We start from the raw sequence: 15,832 nt of genomic DNA on the forward strand, positions 1-15,832 counted from the left end.
AATGTCACGCCGCTGTTGCGAGGTCACGCACCACGCGCCGGCTCGCCTGCCGCAAGCAAAGCGTCCACCTCGGCATCGCTGAACACGCGGCTCCGCACGATGAAACGAACGCCCTCCGGCCCTTCCAGCGAGAAGCCTGCGCCCCGGCCCGGAACCACGTCGATCGTCACCTGCGTATGGCGCCAGTACTCGAATTGCGCCGCTCCGATCCAGACGGGTACGCTGTCGGCGATGTGCCCGAGCAGCACATCCTGCCCCCCTACCCTGAACTCACCAGCCGGGTAGCACATCGGGGCGGACCCATCGCAACAGCCGCCAGACTGATGAAACATCAGCGGGCCATGCGTCGCGGCCAGCCGTGCGATCAGCGCATCCGCTGCTGGCGTCGAAAGGATTCGTGCTGGCGTCATGGCTCGATCTCCGATGGAAAAGGCGGCGGGCCCAAAGAGGGGCCCGCCGCAGGCAGACAGTTCGGAGAGGATTGAGGAACTGCCCGATCCCGCAGGTTCGAAAGATCAGAAGAAGCCGAGCGCCTTCGGGCTGTAGCTGACCAGCAAATTCTTGGTCTGCTGATAATGATCGAGCATCATCCGGTGGTTTTCGCGCCCGATGCCGGACTGCTTGTAGCCGCCGAATGCAGCATGCGCGGGATAATGATGATAGCAGTTGGTCCACACGCGGCCGGCCTGGATACCCCGCCCGGTGCGATAGGCGCGCGTTCCGTCGCGCGTCCATACGCCGGCGCCGAGACCGTAGAGCGTGTCGTTCGCGATCTCCAGCGCATGCGCCTCGTCACGGAAGGTCGTGACGGCGAGAACGGGTCCGAAAATCTCCTCCTGGAACACCCGCATCTTGTTGTGGCCTTCGAGAACGGTGGGCTCGACGTAATAGCCCTCGGCGAATTCGCCCTCGTGCCGTTTCCGCTGGCCGCCGGTCAGCACCTTTGCGCCCTCCGCGCGGCCGATATCGATGTACGAAAGGATCTTCTCGAGCTGATCGTTCGACGCCTGCGCGCCCACCATCGTGGCCGGATCGAGCGGCGATCCCAGCTTGATCGCCTCGACCCGCTTGATCGCGCGTTCCATGAACCGGTCGTAGATCGATTCCTGGATCAGCGCGCGGCTGGGGCAGGTGCAAACCTCGCCCTGATTAAGCGCGAACATCGCAAAACCTTCGAGCGCCTTGTCGAAGAAATCGTCATCCGCGTCCATGATATCGGCAAAGAAGATATTCGGGGACTTGCCCCCAAGTTCGAGCGTCACGGGGATGAGATTTTCGGTCGCATATTGCATGATGAGGCGGCCGGTGGTCGTTTCGCCGGTGAAGGCGATCTTGGCGATGCGCTTGTTCTGCGCGAGCGGCTTGCCCGCCTCCACACCGAAGCCGTTGACGACGTTGAGCACGCCAGGCGGCAGCAGATCGCCGATGATGTCGACAAGCACCATGATCGACATTGGCGTCTGCTCGGCGGGCTTCAGCACGACGCAATTGCCCGCCGCCAGCGCCGGCGCCAGCTTCCACACTGCCATCAGGATCGGAAAGTTCCAGGGGATGATCTGCCCGACGACACCCAGCGGCTCATGAAAATGATAAGCCACAGTATCGTGGTCGAGCTCGGAAAGGCTGCCTTCCTGCGCCCGGATGCAACCGGCAAAATAGCGGAAATGATCGATCGCGAGCGGCAGATCGGCGTTGGTGGTTTCCCGGATCGGCTTACCGTTGTCGATCGTCTCGACCATCGCGAGCAGGCTCAGCCGCTCTTCCATGCGATCCGCTATCCGGTTCAGGACAAGGGCACGCTCGGCGGCAGATGTGCGGCCCCAGGCGTCCTTCGCGGCGTGCGCGGCATCAAGCGCCAGTTCGATATCTTCGGCGGTGCCGCGCGCTACCTCGCAGATGTTCTGTCCAGTAACGGGCGAGGGATTATCGAAATACTGCCCGCGAACCGGGGCTACCCATGCTCCGCCGATGTAATTGTCATATCGCGGCCTGATCACGACATCGCTCTTCAACGCTTCCAGTGCGCGGCGCAGCATCTCTCTCTCCTCATGGCGACACGGTTCAGGGATCACCCTACCGGCGTCGATACAGGACGCACCCTGCGGCGGACTGCCGAGGGGCGCCATTGTACCAAAGGCCAATTGCAAACCGCCGCGTCGGGGAGATGGTCGCAGCAGGTGAACGGAATATCCGTCACCCTGGAGATTGTAATGCAGCGTACCGTGCTCACCGCCACCGGCCTGGCGCTCGCCGCGATTGTCGCGACGCCCGCAGCCGCAAAAGACGTTATCGTCCACATGAAGAATACCGGCGCCGCCGGCGCCATGGTGTTCGAGCCAGCCTTCGTCATTGCCGCGCCGGGCGACACGGTACGATTCCTGCCCTCCGACCCGAGCCACAACGCGGAAACCATTCCCACGATGCTCCCCGCCGGGGTCGCCCCCACGAAAGGCGAGATCAACAAGGAGTTCGTGCTGAAGGTAACGACGCCGGGGATCTATGGAATCAAATGCCAGCCGCACTTCCCCATGGGCATGGTGGCGCTGGTGCAGGTGGGCAACGGGCCATCGGCCAATCTTGCCGCGGCCAAGGCTGTAAAGCTGCCGCCTTTTGCAGCGAAACGCATGACGCCGCTGCTGGAGAAGGCCAAATAACAGAACGCTTCAGCCGGTTGGCGCGCGGGATCATGCCGGCCGCCCCTGCCCTCACCGGCGCATGGGTTTCGCCAAAAGCGTGGCGATCGAGGGCAGGCCCGCCTCCGTCGACGACATTGACTCAGTCGAAATCGAACGATACTTCAGATATTGAAGTCAGTTGAGTTGATTGCCACTGTTTATCGTGGCTTCGGCGATGATTGACCAAGTCAAACGACGATCCCGGGTTATCGGGCAGCATGATGATCTTAGGAGCGGGAAATGCCTGAGCTGAAGAAATCGGCGTGCATCCTGTGCTACATAAACTGCGGCATCGAAGCCGAGGTGGCCGATGGAAAGATCGTCAAAGTGCGTGGCGATGCGGACAATCCGAAATCCAAGGGCTATATTTGCCAGAAGGCGGCGCGCCTGCCCTTCTACAACAACACCCGAGGCCTGAGGCTTACCAAGCCGCTGCGCAAGAACAAGGCCGGCGGCTTCGACGAGATAGAATGGGACGTGGCGATCGAGGAGATCGCAGCGCGCCTGAACGCCCATCGCGCGGCGCATCCCGGGCATGGCTTCGGCTATGTCGGCGGCGGCGGTCAGGGCAACGTGCTGGGTGGACCGTTCGGGCAGGCGCTGTGTGCCGTCATGGGCAAAGGGCCATATTTCAACGCGCTGTCGCAGGAAAAGACCGGTGACTTCTGGGTGAACGGCCGGCTCTTCGGTTCGCAGGCTTGCCACACCGCCGAAGACGTCCACCATGCCGAGCTTACCGTGGTGCTGGGCTGCAATCCGTGGATGGCGCACGGCTTCCCCCGCGCGAGGGATGCCATGTCCGCCATCAAGCGCGACGATTCCCGCAAGTTGATCGTGATCGATCCACGCCGGACCGAGGTGGCCGATATCGCGGATCTGCATCTCGCGCTGCGCCCCGGCACCGACGCATTTCTGCTCGCCGCGCTATTGGCGATGATCGTGCGCCGGGGCGGCGCCGATGAGCATTTCCTGCAGGAGCATGCAACCGGCTGGGACGAAGTCCGGGCGATGCTGCTCGACGTGCCGGTCGATGCGTGGCTGGAAGCGGCCCAGATCGATCGCGCCCAGGCCGAAGCGGCGGCCGACATGATTGTTGCGGCGGAATCGATGTCGGTTCGTGTCGACGTTGGCATGCAGCAGGCGCGCAATTCCACCCTCAATTCCTATTTCGAGAAGCTGCTGTTTCTCGTGACGGGGAATTTCGCGCGGCGCGGGTGCAACGGGCTGCACTCCTGGCTGGCACCGATGTGGCGCAATTCGCCGCCCGCCGAAATCGACGAAGCCACCGGTCAGGTGCGGATCGGCGGCATATCCCCGCTGAACGATCTGCCGACACTGATCGAGGCCGATCACGATCATCGCATCCGCACGATGGTGGTGGATTCGAGCAATCCCGCGAACACCGCGTCGAACACCGCGTTTGTCGAGAAAGCCCTGTCCAGCCTGGACATGCTTGTGGTGATCGAAGTCGCGATGACCGAAACGGCACGACTGGCGGATTACGTGCTGCCTGCCGCCAACCAGTTCGAGAAATGCGAAACGACGCTCTTCTCGTTCGATTACCCGGAAAACACCTTTCACCTGCGGAGACCGCTCTTCGCGCCCCTGCCGGGAACGCTGCCGGAGCCGGAAATCTACGTCCGCCTGCTGCGCGCGATGGGGGTCATGCCGCCACAGGACAAGATCGACGCCCTGCGCGCGGTGGCGACGAACGACCGTCCGGCATTCGGCGCTGCGCTTGCCGGGCTGATGCGGGAGAACCCCGCCTATCGAAAGATCGGCGCGGCAATCTTGTATGAAACGCTGGGCCAGACGCTTCCGGCCGGTCTTGAGGCTGGCGCTGTGTTCTGGTCAGCGGCGCACCAGTGCGCTGCGGAGCACGCGGTCGCCGTGAAGCGGGCCGGAATCGACGGCGAAGGTGCGGCGCTGGGCGAGGCAATTTTCACCAAGATCATGGAAAGCCCTTCGGGCTTCGTCTTTTCCGAGCACGAATATGATGAAGTGCTTGGCTTGATCCGCCATGCCGATGGCAAGATCCACCTCGCCATCCCCGAAATGCTGGAATGGGTGGACCGGCTGGATCCCGCCCAGGTGGCGCCCGATCCCGCCTTTCCATTCATGCTGATCGGCGGCCAGCGTCGCCACTACAACGCCAATCAGGTGATCCGCGATCCGCGCTGGCGGAAGAACGATCCGAACGGCGCGCTTCAGATGCATCCCCACGACCTTGCACGTGTCGGTGGAAATCCCGGCGACTGGATGGCGGTATCGACGATTACGGGACGGGTAGTCGTGCGCGTGGAAACCGACGAGCGCCTGCGGATCGGCCAGGTCGCGCTACCGCACGGCTACGGCCAGATCTACGATACCGTCCGCGGCGCGGTGACGATCGGACCGCGGCTCAACATGCTGACCACCACCGACGATTGTGATCCGATTGCCCGAACGCCGTATCACAAGAACGTGGCCGTCCAAGTAGAGCTGCCGACCGCCCAGGAACTGCGCGATCAGGAAGAGCAGGACGTTCGACGCTCCCTGCTTGCTGAAGCGCTGGTTGCGAGCGGCTGACCGACGGCGCCTGGATCAGGACAGGCTGCGCGCGGACGGCTTCGTCCAGTCACGTCTGCGCTTTGCCGGCCTCGGGGAACTGAACGGCCAGCTCCAGGCCGGGTGTCGGCGGTGGGCCAGGAGGGTTCCTTTTGCACGCCGGCAGAGCCGCCCTTATTGGACGCCGAGCGACACCTCAATGCGTCGACCGGTCGTGCAGCGCCTTGTAATCACGCGGGCGACAATAAAATGAACTTGCGTCCGCTCTTCACCGACTATACTTCAATCATTGAAGTAACAAATGAGCACGCTGATGAGGTCCAAATCCTTTGCCGGGATGCGCTGCTCGATCGCGGGCGCGCTCGAACTGATCGGGGATCGCTGGGGGCTGCTGGTGATCCGCGACCTGTCGCTTGGCCTGAGCCGCTACGAAGATCTTCGGGCCAGCACAGGCATTCCCGCCGCGACGCTGGCGGCGCGGCTTAGGCATCTCGAAGCCGGAGGGATCGTCGAACGCGCCCGCTATCAAGATCGGCCACCGCGCGACGACTATCACCTGACACCCAAGGGCCGCGACCTGTGGAAGGTCAGCGTCGCCTTGCGTGAATGGGGCGATCGCTGGGATGCCACCGGGTACGGCCAGCCGACTGTCGAAACCGTCGATCGCGACACCGGGCGACCGCTCAGGCTGGCGCTGGTCGATGCCGATACCGGCGTCGCGGTGCCCCCGGGACGCGCCCGGCTTCGTCCTGGCCCTGGTGCCGACGACACCGTCCGTCGCCTTCTAGACCCCGCGAATGGAGCCACGTCATGACGAAGCACGTCGACTTCTTCTACGATTTTCGCAGCCCTTACAGCTACCTCGCCTTCACCCAATTGTCGGCAATGGGCGTGGGGATCGACTTCTACCCGATGAAGATCCTGGCGGTCATGGAGCGGGTCGGCAACGTGCCGACCACGATCACCTGCGCCGCCAAGGGCCGCTACGCGAGAATGGATCTGGCGCGCTGGGCGCAGCGCTACGGCCTGACGTTCGACCCGTCGGACATGCGCGCGAACGATGGCGATGCCTGTTCGCGCGCCGTCCTCGCCGCTGCGCCGCAGGATCGCGCCGCGGTGACGCTGGCGCTGTATCGCGCAATCTGGAGCGAAGGCAAAACGCTGGCCAGTTCCGACGACGTCGTCGCCGCGATTGCCGCCGCCGGGATCGACACCGCCACGATCGCGGCAAGCATCGACGCGCCGGACGTGGTGGCGCGGCTCGACGCGAATACCGACGAGGCGGTGGCGCGCGGGGTGTTCGGATCGCCCAGCATCTTCGTCGGCGACACGATGTTCTTCGGCAACGATCTGCTCGATTTCGTGCGCGAGGCGCTCGCTCGGCAAAAGGAAGCAGCATGACCGACACCGCAAAGCCGCTCGCGCTCGTCACCGGGGTCGGCCCCGGCACCGGCGCCTCGATCGCGCGTCGCTTCAGCGCGGGCGGCTATCGGGTCGCGATGCTCGCCCGCGACACCGACCGGCTCGCCGCGCTGGAGGCGGAGATCGCGGATTCGATCGGCATCGCCTGCGACGTCGGCGATCCCGCCGCGCTGGCACGTGTCATCGATCAGGTCGGCAATCCGAAGATCGTGGTCCACAACGCGGTCGGCGGCGCCTTCGGCACGTTCGAGAAGGTGGCGGCCGAGACGCTTCAGCGCAATTTCGAGATCAACACGATGGCGCTGTTCCACCTCGCCCGGCTGACCGCCCCGGCCATGGTCGCGGCGGGCGAAGGCGCGATCATCGTCACCGGCAACACCTCGGCGCAGCGTGGCAAGGCGGCGTTCGCGGGCTTCGCGCCGACCAAGGCGGCGCAGCGCATCCTGGCCGAATCGCTGGCGCGCGACCTGGGGCCGAAGGGCGTTCACGTCGCCTACCTCATCATCGACGCCGCGATCGACGTGCCGTGGCAGCGCGAGATGCAGCCAGACCGGCCTGACGACTTCTTTATCTCGCCCGCATCGATCGCGGACGAGGTCCACCATCTGGCGCACCAGCCGCGCGACGCCTGGTCGTTCCTCGCCGAGGTGCGCCCCTTCCACGAGCCATGGTGAGTGCGATGACTGATCATGACGAAGGGCCGGACGGGCTCGCGCAATTGCAGGCGATGCTGGCCGGCGGACTCAAGGCGCCGATCGGCGATACGCTCGGCTTCGAGCTTGCCGAGGTCGAGCGCGGGCGCGTGGTGTTCGAGGGCAAGCCCGATCGCAGCGTCTACAACCCGCTGGGATCGGTCCACGGCGGCTATGCCGCGACCCTGCTCGACAGCGCCTGCGGGATCGCGACACACAGCGCGCTCGGCGCGAACCGCGGACATACGACGCTGGAACTGAAAGTGTCGTATCTGCGCGCGCTCAGCGAGGACAGCGGCACGGTCCGCGCGACGCGACGGGGCGCACCATCTCGGTCGGCCGCCGCGTCGCCTTCGCCGAGGCCGAACTGCACGACGGCGAGGGCCGGCTGTGTGCGACCGCGACGTCGACGCTGCTCGTCTTCGATGTCGCGCCGTCTGCGCGTGGCGCGCTGCAATCCTGATACGGGAGATACCGGCAGGCGCCGGCGTCCGGGTCTTCCAATCGACCGCGACAGGAATGGATCGCGCGCCGGCGGCTCTCCCCGCGATCGTTGGGCGCAGTGACGCCGCCCGTGCGGCTATGCTCAAGGTTGACGAGGTACGGCAGCGGCTCACCTGACGCCGAGTTCCACGGGCGCATGACGCCTGTGAACGCCGAGCCGAAGCTCTGCTACGAGCGCCTCCTCGCCTCCGGGCGGAGGAAGGACGGAAAGACGGCGTTGCGGGACAGAATGCCCCGGTGACATAACGGGCCGATGCGGATAAGCGCTCCTCGTGCACGCCGTTCGGCATCTCCTCGCGCAACGCCATCTCGCTGTCCTGATCTGCGCGGCGGCGCTGTTGCTGAAGCTGCTGGTGCCCACCGGCTACATGATCGACAATGCGTCCGGGCATGTCGCCATCACCATCTGTTCGGGCTTCGGTCCCGCGACGACGATGATGATGGACATGCCGGGAATGCACGGCGACATGCCCGATCACGGCAAGTCGAACGATCACGGCAAAGCCGAGCTCCCCTGCGCCTTCGCGGGCCTGTCTGCCGCCATGACGGACGCGATCGATCCGATCCAGCTTGCCGCCCTGATCGTCTTCATCCTGGCGCTGGGCCTGGTCTCGCGCATCCTGCCCGCGCCGTCGCAATCGCCCTATCTGCGCCCCCCGTTACGAGGACCACCGGCCTACCTCTAATCCGTCATCCAGCGCTGCTTCATTCAGCGTGACCATCATTTGCGGCCCATGCCTTCGGCGTCGGGCCGGTCAGGGGTAATACCGATGATCCGAATACACCTTCTGGCGGGTGCCGCTGCGCCCTGCCTGTTGCTGGCGATGCCGGCTGCCGCACAGATGCAGAACTCTTCTTCCACAACTTCAGATGTCGCGACGGCGCAGAGCTGGACCGGCGACGTCATCGTCACGGGCGCACGTGACGGCTATTCCGCTCCGGAGACGAGCGCCGCGACGCGCACCGACACGCCGCTGATCCAGGTGCCGCAGTCGGTACAGGTGCTGACCCGCACGTTGATCCAGGAACAGGATCGCCGCACGCTGGGCGACGCCTTGGTCAACGTCTCGGGCGTCACGCCGACGCGATCCGACGAGGTGCTGTTCATCCCGCCGATCGTCCGCGGCTTCCCGGCCGAGGTGTACCTCGACGGGCTGTCGGTCTTTGGCGGCAACCAGCAGGCCTATGATCCCAACAGCCTCGTCGGCATCGAGCGGGTCGACGTTCTGAAAGGTCCGACCGCGACGCTCTATGGAGGCGGCATCGGCACACCGCTGGGCGGGGTCATCAACCTCGAAAGCGTCCGGCCGAACGACAGGCCGGGTGGCTATCTGGCGCTGCGCGCCGGCAGCTTCTCGACCTGGAACCCCTATGGCGACATCAATGTGCCGCTGGCCGAGGGGATCGCGGCACGGGTCACGGGCGAATATCAGCGCAATGATAGCTGGATCGACAAGGTGCATGGCAACCGCTGGTCGGTGCAGCCCAGCCTGTCGTTTCAGATCGACCCGGCGACCGATCTGCTGCTCCAGGGGCAGTTCAGCCGGCGCAGCAATCTCGAATATTCCGGTCTGCCCGCCGATGCGGCGCTGGCCGGCACGATCCGGCGCGACGCCTTCCCCGGCTCGCCGATCGATCAGCCGCTGACGACGAACGACATCCGCATGGGGCAGGCGACGCTGCGCCACGCCTTCTCGGATCGCCTGAAGCTGACGGTGAGCGGCCGCTACTATTCGAGCAAGATCAATGAACAGGGGAGCTTCGTCTATCCGGGCCTGTTACCGACCGGAACGGTCGCGCCGCTCTACGACGTTTTCCCGATCACGATGCGAAACCGCACGAAAGAGGCGACCGTCGATGCCAACCTGACTTACGACGCTGATCTACTTGGCGGCACGCACAAGCTGCTCCTCGGGGCCAATTATGACTGGACCAGCTTCTACAGCGCGATGGGTCTGTTCGTCAGCGACAGCCCGTCGGGCACGATCGACCTGTCGAATCCCAGCTATGATCTGAGCTACACCCCGCAGCTTCCGGTCAACTCCTACACGGACGATCGCTTCACGACTTTCGCCGGTTACATCCAGGACCAGGCCACCTACGGCCCGCTCCACCTGACCGGGGGCTTGCGCCTGACGTCGCTCAAATTTGTCGAGAACAGCAACATTGGCGTCGCCAACGACAAGACCTACACACACCTCTCGCCCCGGATCGGCGCCACGCTAGACGTGGTGAAGGGTGTCGCGCTGTTCGCGGGTTATGCGACGGCGTTCCGCGCGCCGTTCGGCTTCATCGGTACGAAGGCGCCCGTGCCGGAGACGTCGAGCAACATCGAGGGCGGCGTGAAACTGGCACTGGCCGGCACCGGCCTGTCCGGCACGGTCGCCGTGTTCCGGCAGACCCACGACAACGTCGTCACCGGCGATCCGGCCAATGTCGGCTTCTACGTTCAGAGCGGGCGGCAACGCGCGCGCGGCGTCGAGGTGGACATGGTGTGGGAGCCGACGCCCGCCTTCTCGCTCCTTGCCAACTACGCCTACACCGAAACCCGCGACGATGGTGTTGCTCCAGGCGATAGGCTCTACCGTGTGCCCAAGAGCAGCGGGCGTATCGCGGCGCGCTACCGAGTACTGCGCGGCCCGGCCAAGGGCTTCGCGGTCGGCGCAGGCATCAGCGCCTTCACCTCGCGCGAGCTGACGCTGCCCAATACGATCGCAGTGCCCGGCTATGCCGCGATCGACGCTCAGGCGTCCTACGACATCGGCCGGTTCACGCTGGGCGCGTCCGTGGTCAACCTCGGCAACCGGCGAGCTTTCGATCCCTATTCCTACCTCGGCTATCCGGTCGTCGCGCCCAACCAGCCCCGTTCGGCCTATGTGACGCTCAAGGTGCGGATATGAGCGTGGCGCGCCTCGTATGGTGCTCGATCGCCCTCGCAAGCCTGACCATGACGGCCGTATCTTCGGCGACGACCGCCAGCGCACAGTCGCTGGTGGCCCGCGGGGCGGTCATCCCGCTGTACCCGAAAGGCAACGTGTCCTCGCTCGGCGTACCCGAGAAGCGGGATCGGCTGCCGAACGGCGAGACGATGATCTACGACGTAAGCGAGCCGACGCTGGAGCTGTATCAACCCGCACCCGGTCGCGCGAACGGCACCGCCGTGATCGTCGCGCCGGGAGGCGGCTTCGTGGCGCTGGGCTACACGTTCGGCGGGACTGAGGTCGCGCGGGCGCTGGCGGCACGCGGCATCACCGCATTCGTGCTGAAATACCGCACGATCCGCAGCGGCGACGGGCCGATGCGGATGCCCGACGTCCACATGAAGGAGATGGGCGTCGTCATGTCGCGGGCGAGGACCGGCGAGCCGGTCGAAATGCCGCGCTTTGCCGGTGAGCCGCACGCGGTCGAGGACGGCGTGCGGGCGATGACGATCGTCCGGCAACGGGCTTCCGAATGGGGCATCGACCCCCATCGCATCGGCATCATCGGCTTCTCGGCCGGGGCCTATCTCGCGGCTGATCTGGCGATCGGCGATGCAGCCTCGCGCCCGGACTTCGTCGGCCTGATCTATGGTGGCCTGCGCACGCCGGTGCCTGCTGAAGCGCCCCCTGCATTCATCGCCGGAGCGGCCGACGACGAGTATCAGCCTAACGATCCGGTGCTGCTCTACCAGGCATGGCGGAAGGCGGGGGCAGCGGCGGAGCTGCACCTGTATGAGCGCGGCGGGCATGGGTTCGACCTGCGCCGCCAGGGCATCACAAGCGACCACTGGTTCGACCAGCTCATCTCGTGGATGCAGTCTCGCCGGCTTGCGTCATCACCGCGCCCGCAGGCGAAATAGGCCTGCCGTCTCATCGAAACGGCCCGGCCTCCGGCGATCGATCTTGGCACGCGCCTCCCGCAGCTTCGACCTGCACCGTGCTATGCTCAATATCGAATCGCGTCGCGAGGAGATCGCCGACCGACCGCCGAACGGCGTCGGAGTCCGCCCCTGCCGCAAGAGTAACGTGGAGCGTGGCGTTCACGTCGTCGTTGCTCATCGACCAAACGTGCAGGTCGTGGAGCCCGGCGACGCCTGGCAGGCCGGCGACCGCCGCGCGCACCTCGCCGAGCTTCAGTCCGCCCGGCACGCCCTCGAGCAGGATGTTAGTCGTGTCGCGCAGCAAGATCCACGTGCGCGGGAGCACCCATAGTCCGATCGCGACCGCCACAATCGGATCGAGATAGGTCCAGCCCGTGAACCTGATCGTCAGCGCGCCGATGATCACGCCCACCGAGCCGATCATGTCGGCCCATACCTCCAGATAGGCGCCCTTGACATTAAGGCTGCCCTCCTTCGCCGCCGTCAGCAGCCGCATCGAGATGAGGTTCACGACGAGGCCGATCGCGGCGACGATCAGCATCCCCCACGACTGGACCTCCTGCGGCTCGCTGAACCGCTTGACCGCTTCCACGAACACGTAGATGGCGATGAAGAACAGCAGCACGGCATTGAGGGCAGCCGCCAGTATCTCATAGCGGCGGTAGCCGAAGGTCCGCTTGTCGTCAGCGGCCTTCTGACCGAGCTTTATCGCGAGAAGCCCGATCACCAGCGCCGCGACGTCGGTCAGCATATGTGCCGCGTCCGAGAGCAGCGCCAGACTGTTGAAGACGATCCCGCCCACGACTTCCGCGACCAGATAGATCGACGTCAGGGCGAGCGCCCACCCGAGCATCTTCGCATTGGCGCCTGCCGTATGATCGTGATTATCCCCCGCCGCCCCGCGGTCATGCGCCATGCTGCACCTCCAGTTCTTCGTCTTGATGATCGGCCACCTCGATCCGCCTCTCCCCGAACCGGGCATAGAGCGTCGGCAATACGAACAAGGTCAACAGCGTCGCCGAGATGAGGCCGCCGATGACGACGGTTGCCAACGGCTTCTGGACTTCCGCACCCGCGCCGCTGGCGAACGCCATCGGCACGAAGCCCAGGCTCGCGACCAGCGCCGTCATCACGACGGGGCGCAGTCGCTGCATCGCGCCGACATGCGCGGCTTCCTCGCGCGACATGCCCGATCGGATCAGGTCCTGGATCGAGCTGACCATGACGAGGCCGTTGAGGACCGCGATCCCCGACAGCGCTATGAAGCCCACCGCCGCCGAGATCGAGAAGTCCATGCCTCGCACGAACAGCAGCAGCACGCCGCCGACCAGCGCGAACGGCACGCCGGTGAACACAATCGCAGCATCGCGCACCGATCCGAGCGCGCCGTAGAGCAGCAACAGGATCAGGATGAAGCAGGCCGGGATGACCAGCCGCAGCCGCTCGCTTGCCGATCGCAGGTTCTCGAACTGGCCGCCCCATTCGAGGTAGGTGCCGGCAGGCAAGCGCACCTGGCTGCTGATCGCGCCTTGCGCAGCGGCCACCACCGACCCGACGTCCCGACCGCGAACATTGGCCTGAACGACGACGCGCCGCTTGCCGTTCTCGCGGCTGATCTGGTTCGGACCGTCCGTCACGCCGACGTCGGCGACGCTGGCGAGCGGCACATAGCCACCTCCCGCCACCGGCACCTGGACCTGTTGCAGCTGGCCCAGATCGGCGCGCTCCGCTTCCGACAGGCGGATTACGACGGGGAACCGCCGATCGCCCTCGAAGATCATGCCCGACGTTCTGCCGCCGAGCGTGGCGGTAATGGTATCCTGCACGTCCTGCGCGGTGACGCCCAATCGCGCCATCGCGTCGCGATTGACCCGGATGTCGAGCATCGGAAGGCCCGTCGTCTGTTCGACCTTCACGTCCGCTGCGCCCTCGGTCTTGCGGAGGATCGCGACGATTTGCTCCGCCGTCCGGTTCATCGCCGTGAAGTCGTCGCCGAATACCTTGACCGCGATGTCGCCGCGCACGCCGGCGATCAGCTCGTTGAAGCGCATCTGTATCGGCTGCGTGATTTCGTAGGCGTTGCCCGGGATCTTCGCGAGGTCCGTTTCGATCCGGCTTACCAGCTCCTCCTTTGCCAGTTTCGGGTCTGGCCATGCGTGGCGCGGCTTCAGAATGACGAACATGTCGGTGGCATTCGGCGGCATCGGGTCCGAGGCCAGCTCGGCCGTGCCGGTCTTGGAGAAAACGAACTGCACCTCCGGCTGTTTCGACATCATCCGCTCGATCGGCACCTGCATCGCTTGGCTCTGCTGGACCGAGGTGGCGGGGATGCGCAGCGCCTGGATGAGCAAGTCGCCCTCATCGAGCTGCGGCAGGAACACCGAACCGAGCGTCGTGAAGGCAAGCGCCGCCACTCCGAGGCTCGCAACACCCGCACCGATCGTGATCGTCGGGCGTGCCATCGCCTTGTCGAGGCTGGGTTCGTAGCGGTTCTTCAGCCAGGTGATGATGCGGCCGTCCTTCTCCTCAACCTTCTTCGAGAGCCAGATGGCGATCATCGCCGGCACGAAGGTGAGCGACAGCACGAACGCAAAGGCGAGCGCGATGATGACGGTGAGCGCCATCGGCACGAACGTCTTGCCTTCCACGCCCGTTAGCGTGAGCAGCGGCACATAGACGAGGATGATGATCGCCTGCCCATAGACCGAAGGACGAATCATCTCGCGTGCGGCCGATGCAACCGTTTGCAGCCGTTCCTTTACCGTCAGCAGCCGACCTTCTTTATGCTGGAACTCGGCAATGCGCCGGAGCGCATTTTCGACGATGATGACTGCACCGTCCACGATCAGGCCGAAGTCGAGCGCGCCGAGGCTCATCAGGTTCGCCGACACCCCGGCCCGCAGCATCCCGAACCCGGTCAGCATCATGGTAATGGGGATGACCAGCGCGGCGATCAGTGCTGCGCGAAAGTTGCCGAGCAGCAGGAACAGCACGACGATGACGAGCAGCGCGCCCTCACTGAGGTTCTTCGCCACCGTCTTGATCGTCGAGTTGACCAGCTCGGTGCGGTTCAGCACCGGTTGGATGGTCACGTCGGGCGGCAGCGAGGCGTTGATCTCATTCAGCCGTTCCGCGACCGCGGTCGCGACGGTGCGGCTGTTCTCCCCGATGCGCATGATCGCGGTGCCGACCACGACTTCGGTGCCGTTCTCCGAGGCCGAGCCCATCCGGATCGCCTGACCCGTCTGGACCCTCGCGACCTGATCGAGCGTGATCGGCACGCCCTCACGGGTTGCGACCACAGTGCGCCCAAGCTCGGCCGCATTGCGGATCAGCGCGTCCGAACGAACCGCCAGGCCCTCGCCATTGCGGTTGACGAACCCACCGCCGACACTGGTGTTGTTACGTTCCAGCGCCGTACCGAGATCCGTCAGCGTGATGCCGAGCGAGGCGAGCTTCTGGACATCGGGAACGACCAGGAACTGTTTCACATAGCCGCCGATCGAGTCGATGCCGGCAAGCCCAGGCGTGTTCTTGAGCAGCGGTGCGACGATCCAATCCTGCGCAGTGCGCAGATAAGTCGCCTTGTCCTCCTCGCTTGTCAGCCGTTCGCCCTCCGGCGTGATGTAGCTGCCATCGGGCTGCTGGCCCGGCTCGCCGGGCTTGTGCTTGTCGTCGGCGCGATGCGTGAGATGGACGGTGTACATATACACTTCGCCCAGCCCGGTTGCGATCGGCCCCATTTCGGGGTTCACGCCATCGGGCAGGTTCTCCTGCACGCCCTGGAGCCGCTCGCCGACCTGCTGGCGGGCGAAGAAGATGTCCGTCGAGTCCGAGAAGACCGCCGTCACCTGCGCGAAGCCGTTGCGGCTGAGCGACCGGGTATATTCGAGCCCCGGAACGCCGGCGAGCGCGGTCTCGATCGGGAAGCTGACCTGCTTCTCGACCAGCTCCGGCGAGAGCGCAGGAGCGCGGACGTTGATCTGGACCTGATTGTTGGTGATGTCCGGCACCGCGTCGATCGGGAGCCGGTAGAGCGAATAGGCGCCGAGGACGGCGGCGATGGCGGTGAGGAGCAGGACGAGCCAGCGCTTCTCGACCGCCCATGTTACGATGCGGGCGATCATGGC

13 protein-coding genes are annotated in these 15,832 nt (G+C 65.2%); 9 read left to right on the forward strand and 4 right to left on the reverse strand.

From position 1 onward, the window contains the following. Nucleotides 1-23 precede the first annotated feature (23 nt). Together ACM61V_RS12150 and adh are read right to left on the reverse strand one after the other, a co-directional pair. The gene (locus tag ACM61V_RS12150; protein ID WP_137786532.1) at nt 24-410 is read right to left on the reverse strand and encodes a DUF779 domain-containing protein; all 387 of its coding nucleotides are present in this window, start codon (nt 408-410) and stop codon (nt 24-26) included. Nucleotides 411-515: 105 nt separating this feature from the next. Further along, nucleotides 516-2,036 (reverse strand): aldehyde dehydrogenase, encoded by a 1,521-nt coding sequence (adh, locus tag ACM61V_RS12155; RefSeq protein ID WP_137786533.1) that lies wholly within the window; start codon nt 2,034-2,036, stop codon nt 516-518. A gap of 174 nt (nt 2,037-2,210) precedes the next feature. On the opposite strand from adh, the gene ACM61V_RS12160 reads away from it, so the two are divergent. The 9 genes from ACM61V_RS12160 to ACM61V_RS12200 all read left to right on the forward strand — a co-directional run bounded on the left by ACM61V_RS12160 (nt 2,211) and on the right by ACM61V_RS12200 (nt 11,681). Next, the gene (locus ACM61V_RS12160; protein WP_137786648.1) at nt 2,211-2,654 is read left to right on the forward strand and encodes a pseudoazurin; all 444 of its coding nucleotides are present in this window, start codon (nt 2,211-2,213) and stop codon (nt 2,652-2,654) included. Between the two features lie 261 nt (nt 2,655-2,915). Then, nucleotides 2,916-5,243, forward strand: coding sequence for a molybdopterin-dependent oxidoreductase (locus tag ACM61V_RS12165; protein WP_137786534.1), 2,328 nt, complete (start codon nt 2,916-2,918; stop codon nt 5,241-5,243). A 292-nt stretch (nt 5,244-5,535) separates the two neighbouring features. Beyond that, complete coding sequence (locus ACM61V_RS12170) at nt 5,536-6,036, forward strand: winged helix-turn-helix transcriptional regulator (RefSeq protein WP_137786535.1); 501 nt, start codon at nt 5,536-5,538, stop codon at nt 6,034-6,036. Next, a complete protein-coding gene (locus ACM61V_RS12175; protein WP_419714024.1) occupies nt 6,033-6,623 on the forward strand; it encodes a 2-hydroxychromene-2-carboxylate isomerase in 591 nt (196 codons plus the stop codon). Before ACM61V_RS12170 ends, ACM61V_RS12175 begins: the two co-directional genes overlap by 4 nt. Further along, entirely contained in the window at nt 6,620-7,318 is a 699-nt protein-coding gene (locus ACM61V_RS12180) for an SDR family NAD(P)-dependent oxidoreductase (RefSeq protein WP_137786537.1), read from the forward strand. The genes ACM61V_RS12175 and ACM61V_RS12180 overlap by 4 nt, the downstream gene beginning before the upstream one ends. A 5-nt stretch (nt 7,319-7,323) precedes the next feature. Beyond that, complete coding sequence (locus ACM61V_RS12185; RefSeq protein ID WP_419714025.1) at nt 7,324-7,902, forward strand: PaaI family thioesterase; 579 nt, start codon at nt 7,324-7,326, stop codon at nt 7,900-7,902. Between the two features lie 210 nt (nt 7,903-8,112). Continuing rightward, a complete protein-coding gene (locus ACM61V_RS12190) occupies nt 8,113-8,526 on the forward strand; it encodes a DUF2946 family protein (RefSeq protein ID WP_137786539.1) in 414 nt (137 codons plus the stop codon). 84 nt (nt 8,527-8,610) lie between these two features. After that, complete coding sequence (locus ACM61V_RS12195) at nt 8,611-10,740, forward strand: TonB-dependent siderophore receptor (protein WP_137786540.1); 2,130 nt, start codon at nt 8,611-8,613, stop codon at nt 10,738-10,740. Continuing rightward, complete coding sequence (locus tag ACM61V_RS12200; RefSeq protein ID WP_212742182.1) at nt 10,737-11,681, forward strand: alpha/beta hydrolase; 945 nt, start codon at nt 10,737-10,739, stop codon at nt 11,679-11,681. The genes ACM61V_RS12195 and ACM61V_RS12200 overlap by 4 nt, the downstream gene beginning before the upstream one ends. Nucleotides 11,682-11,691: 10 nt before the next feature. On the opposite strand, the gene ACM61V_RS12205 is transcribed toward ACM61V_RS12200, so the two are convergent. Further along, nucleotides 11,692-12,618: a cation diffusion facilitator family transporter gene (locus tag ACM61V_RS12205; protein WP_419714026.1), complete on the reverse strand. Its 927-nt coding sequence runs from the start codon at nt 12,616-12,618 to the stop codon at nt 11,692-11,694. Continuing rightward, nucleotides 12,608-15,829, reverse strand: coding sequence for an efflux RND transporter permease subunit (locus ACM61V_RS12210; RefSeq protein WP_137786542.1), 3,222 nt, complete (start codon nt 15,827-15,829; stop codon nt 12,608-12,610). Before ACM61V_RS12210 ends, ACM61V_RS12205 begins: the two co-directional genes overlap by 11 nt. Nucleotides 15,830-15,832: the final 3 nt, after the last annotated feature.

Origin of the sequence: Sphingomonas sp. TX0543, from assembly GCF_048565505.1 — a bacterium.
Lineage (GTDB): Bacteria > Pseudomonadota > Alphaproteobacteria > Sphingomonadales > Sphingomonadaceae > Sphingomonas.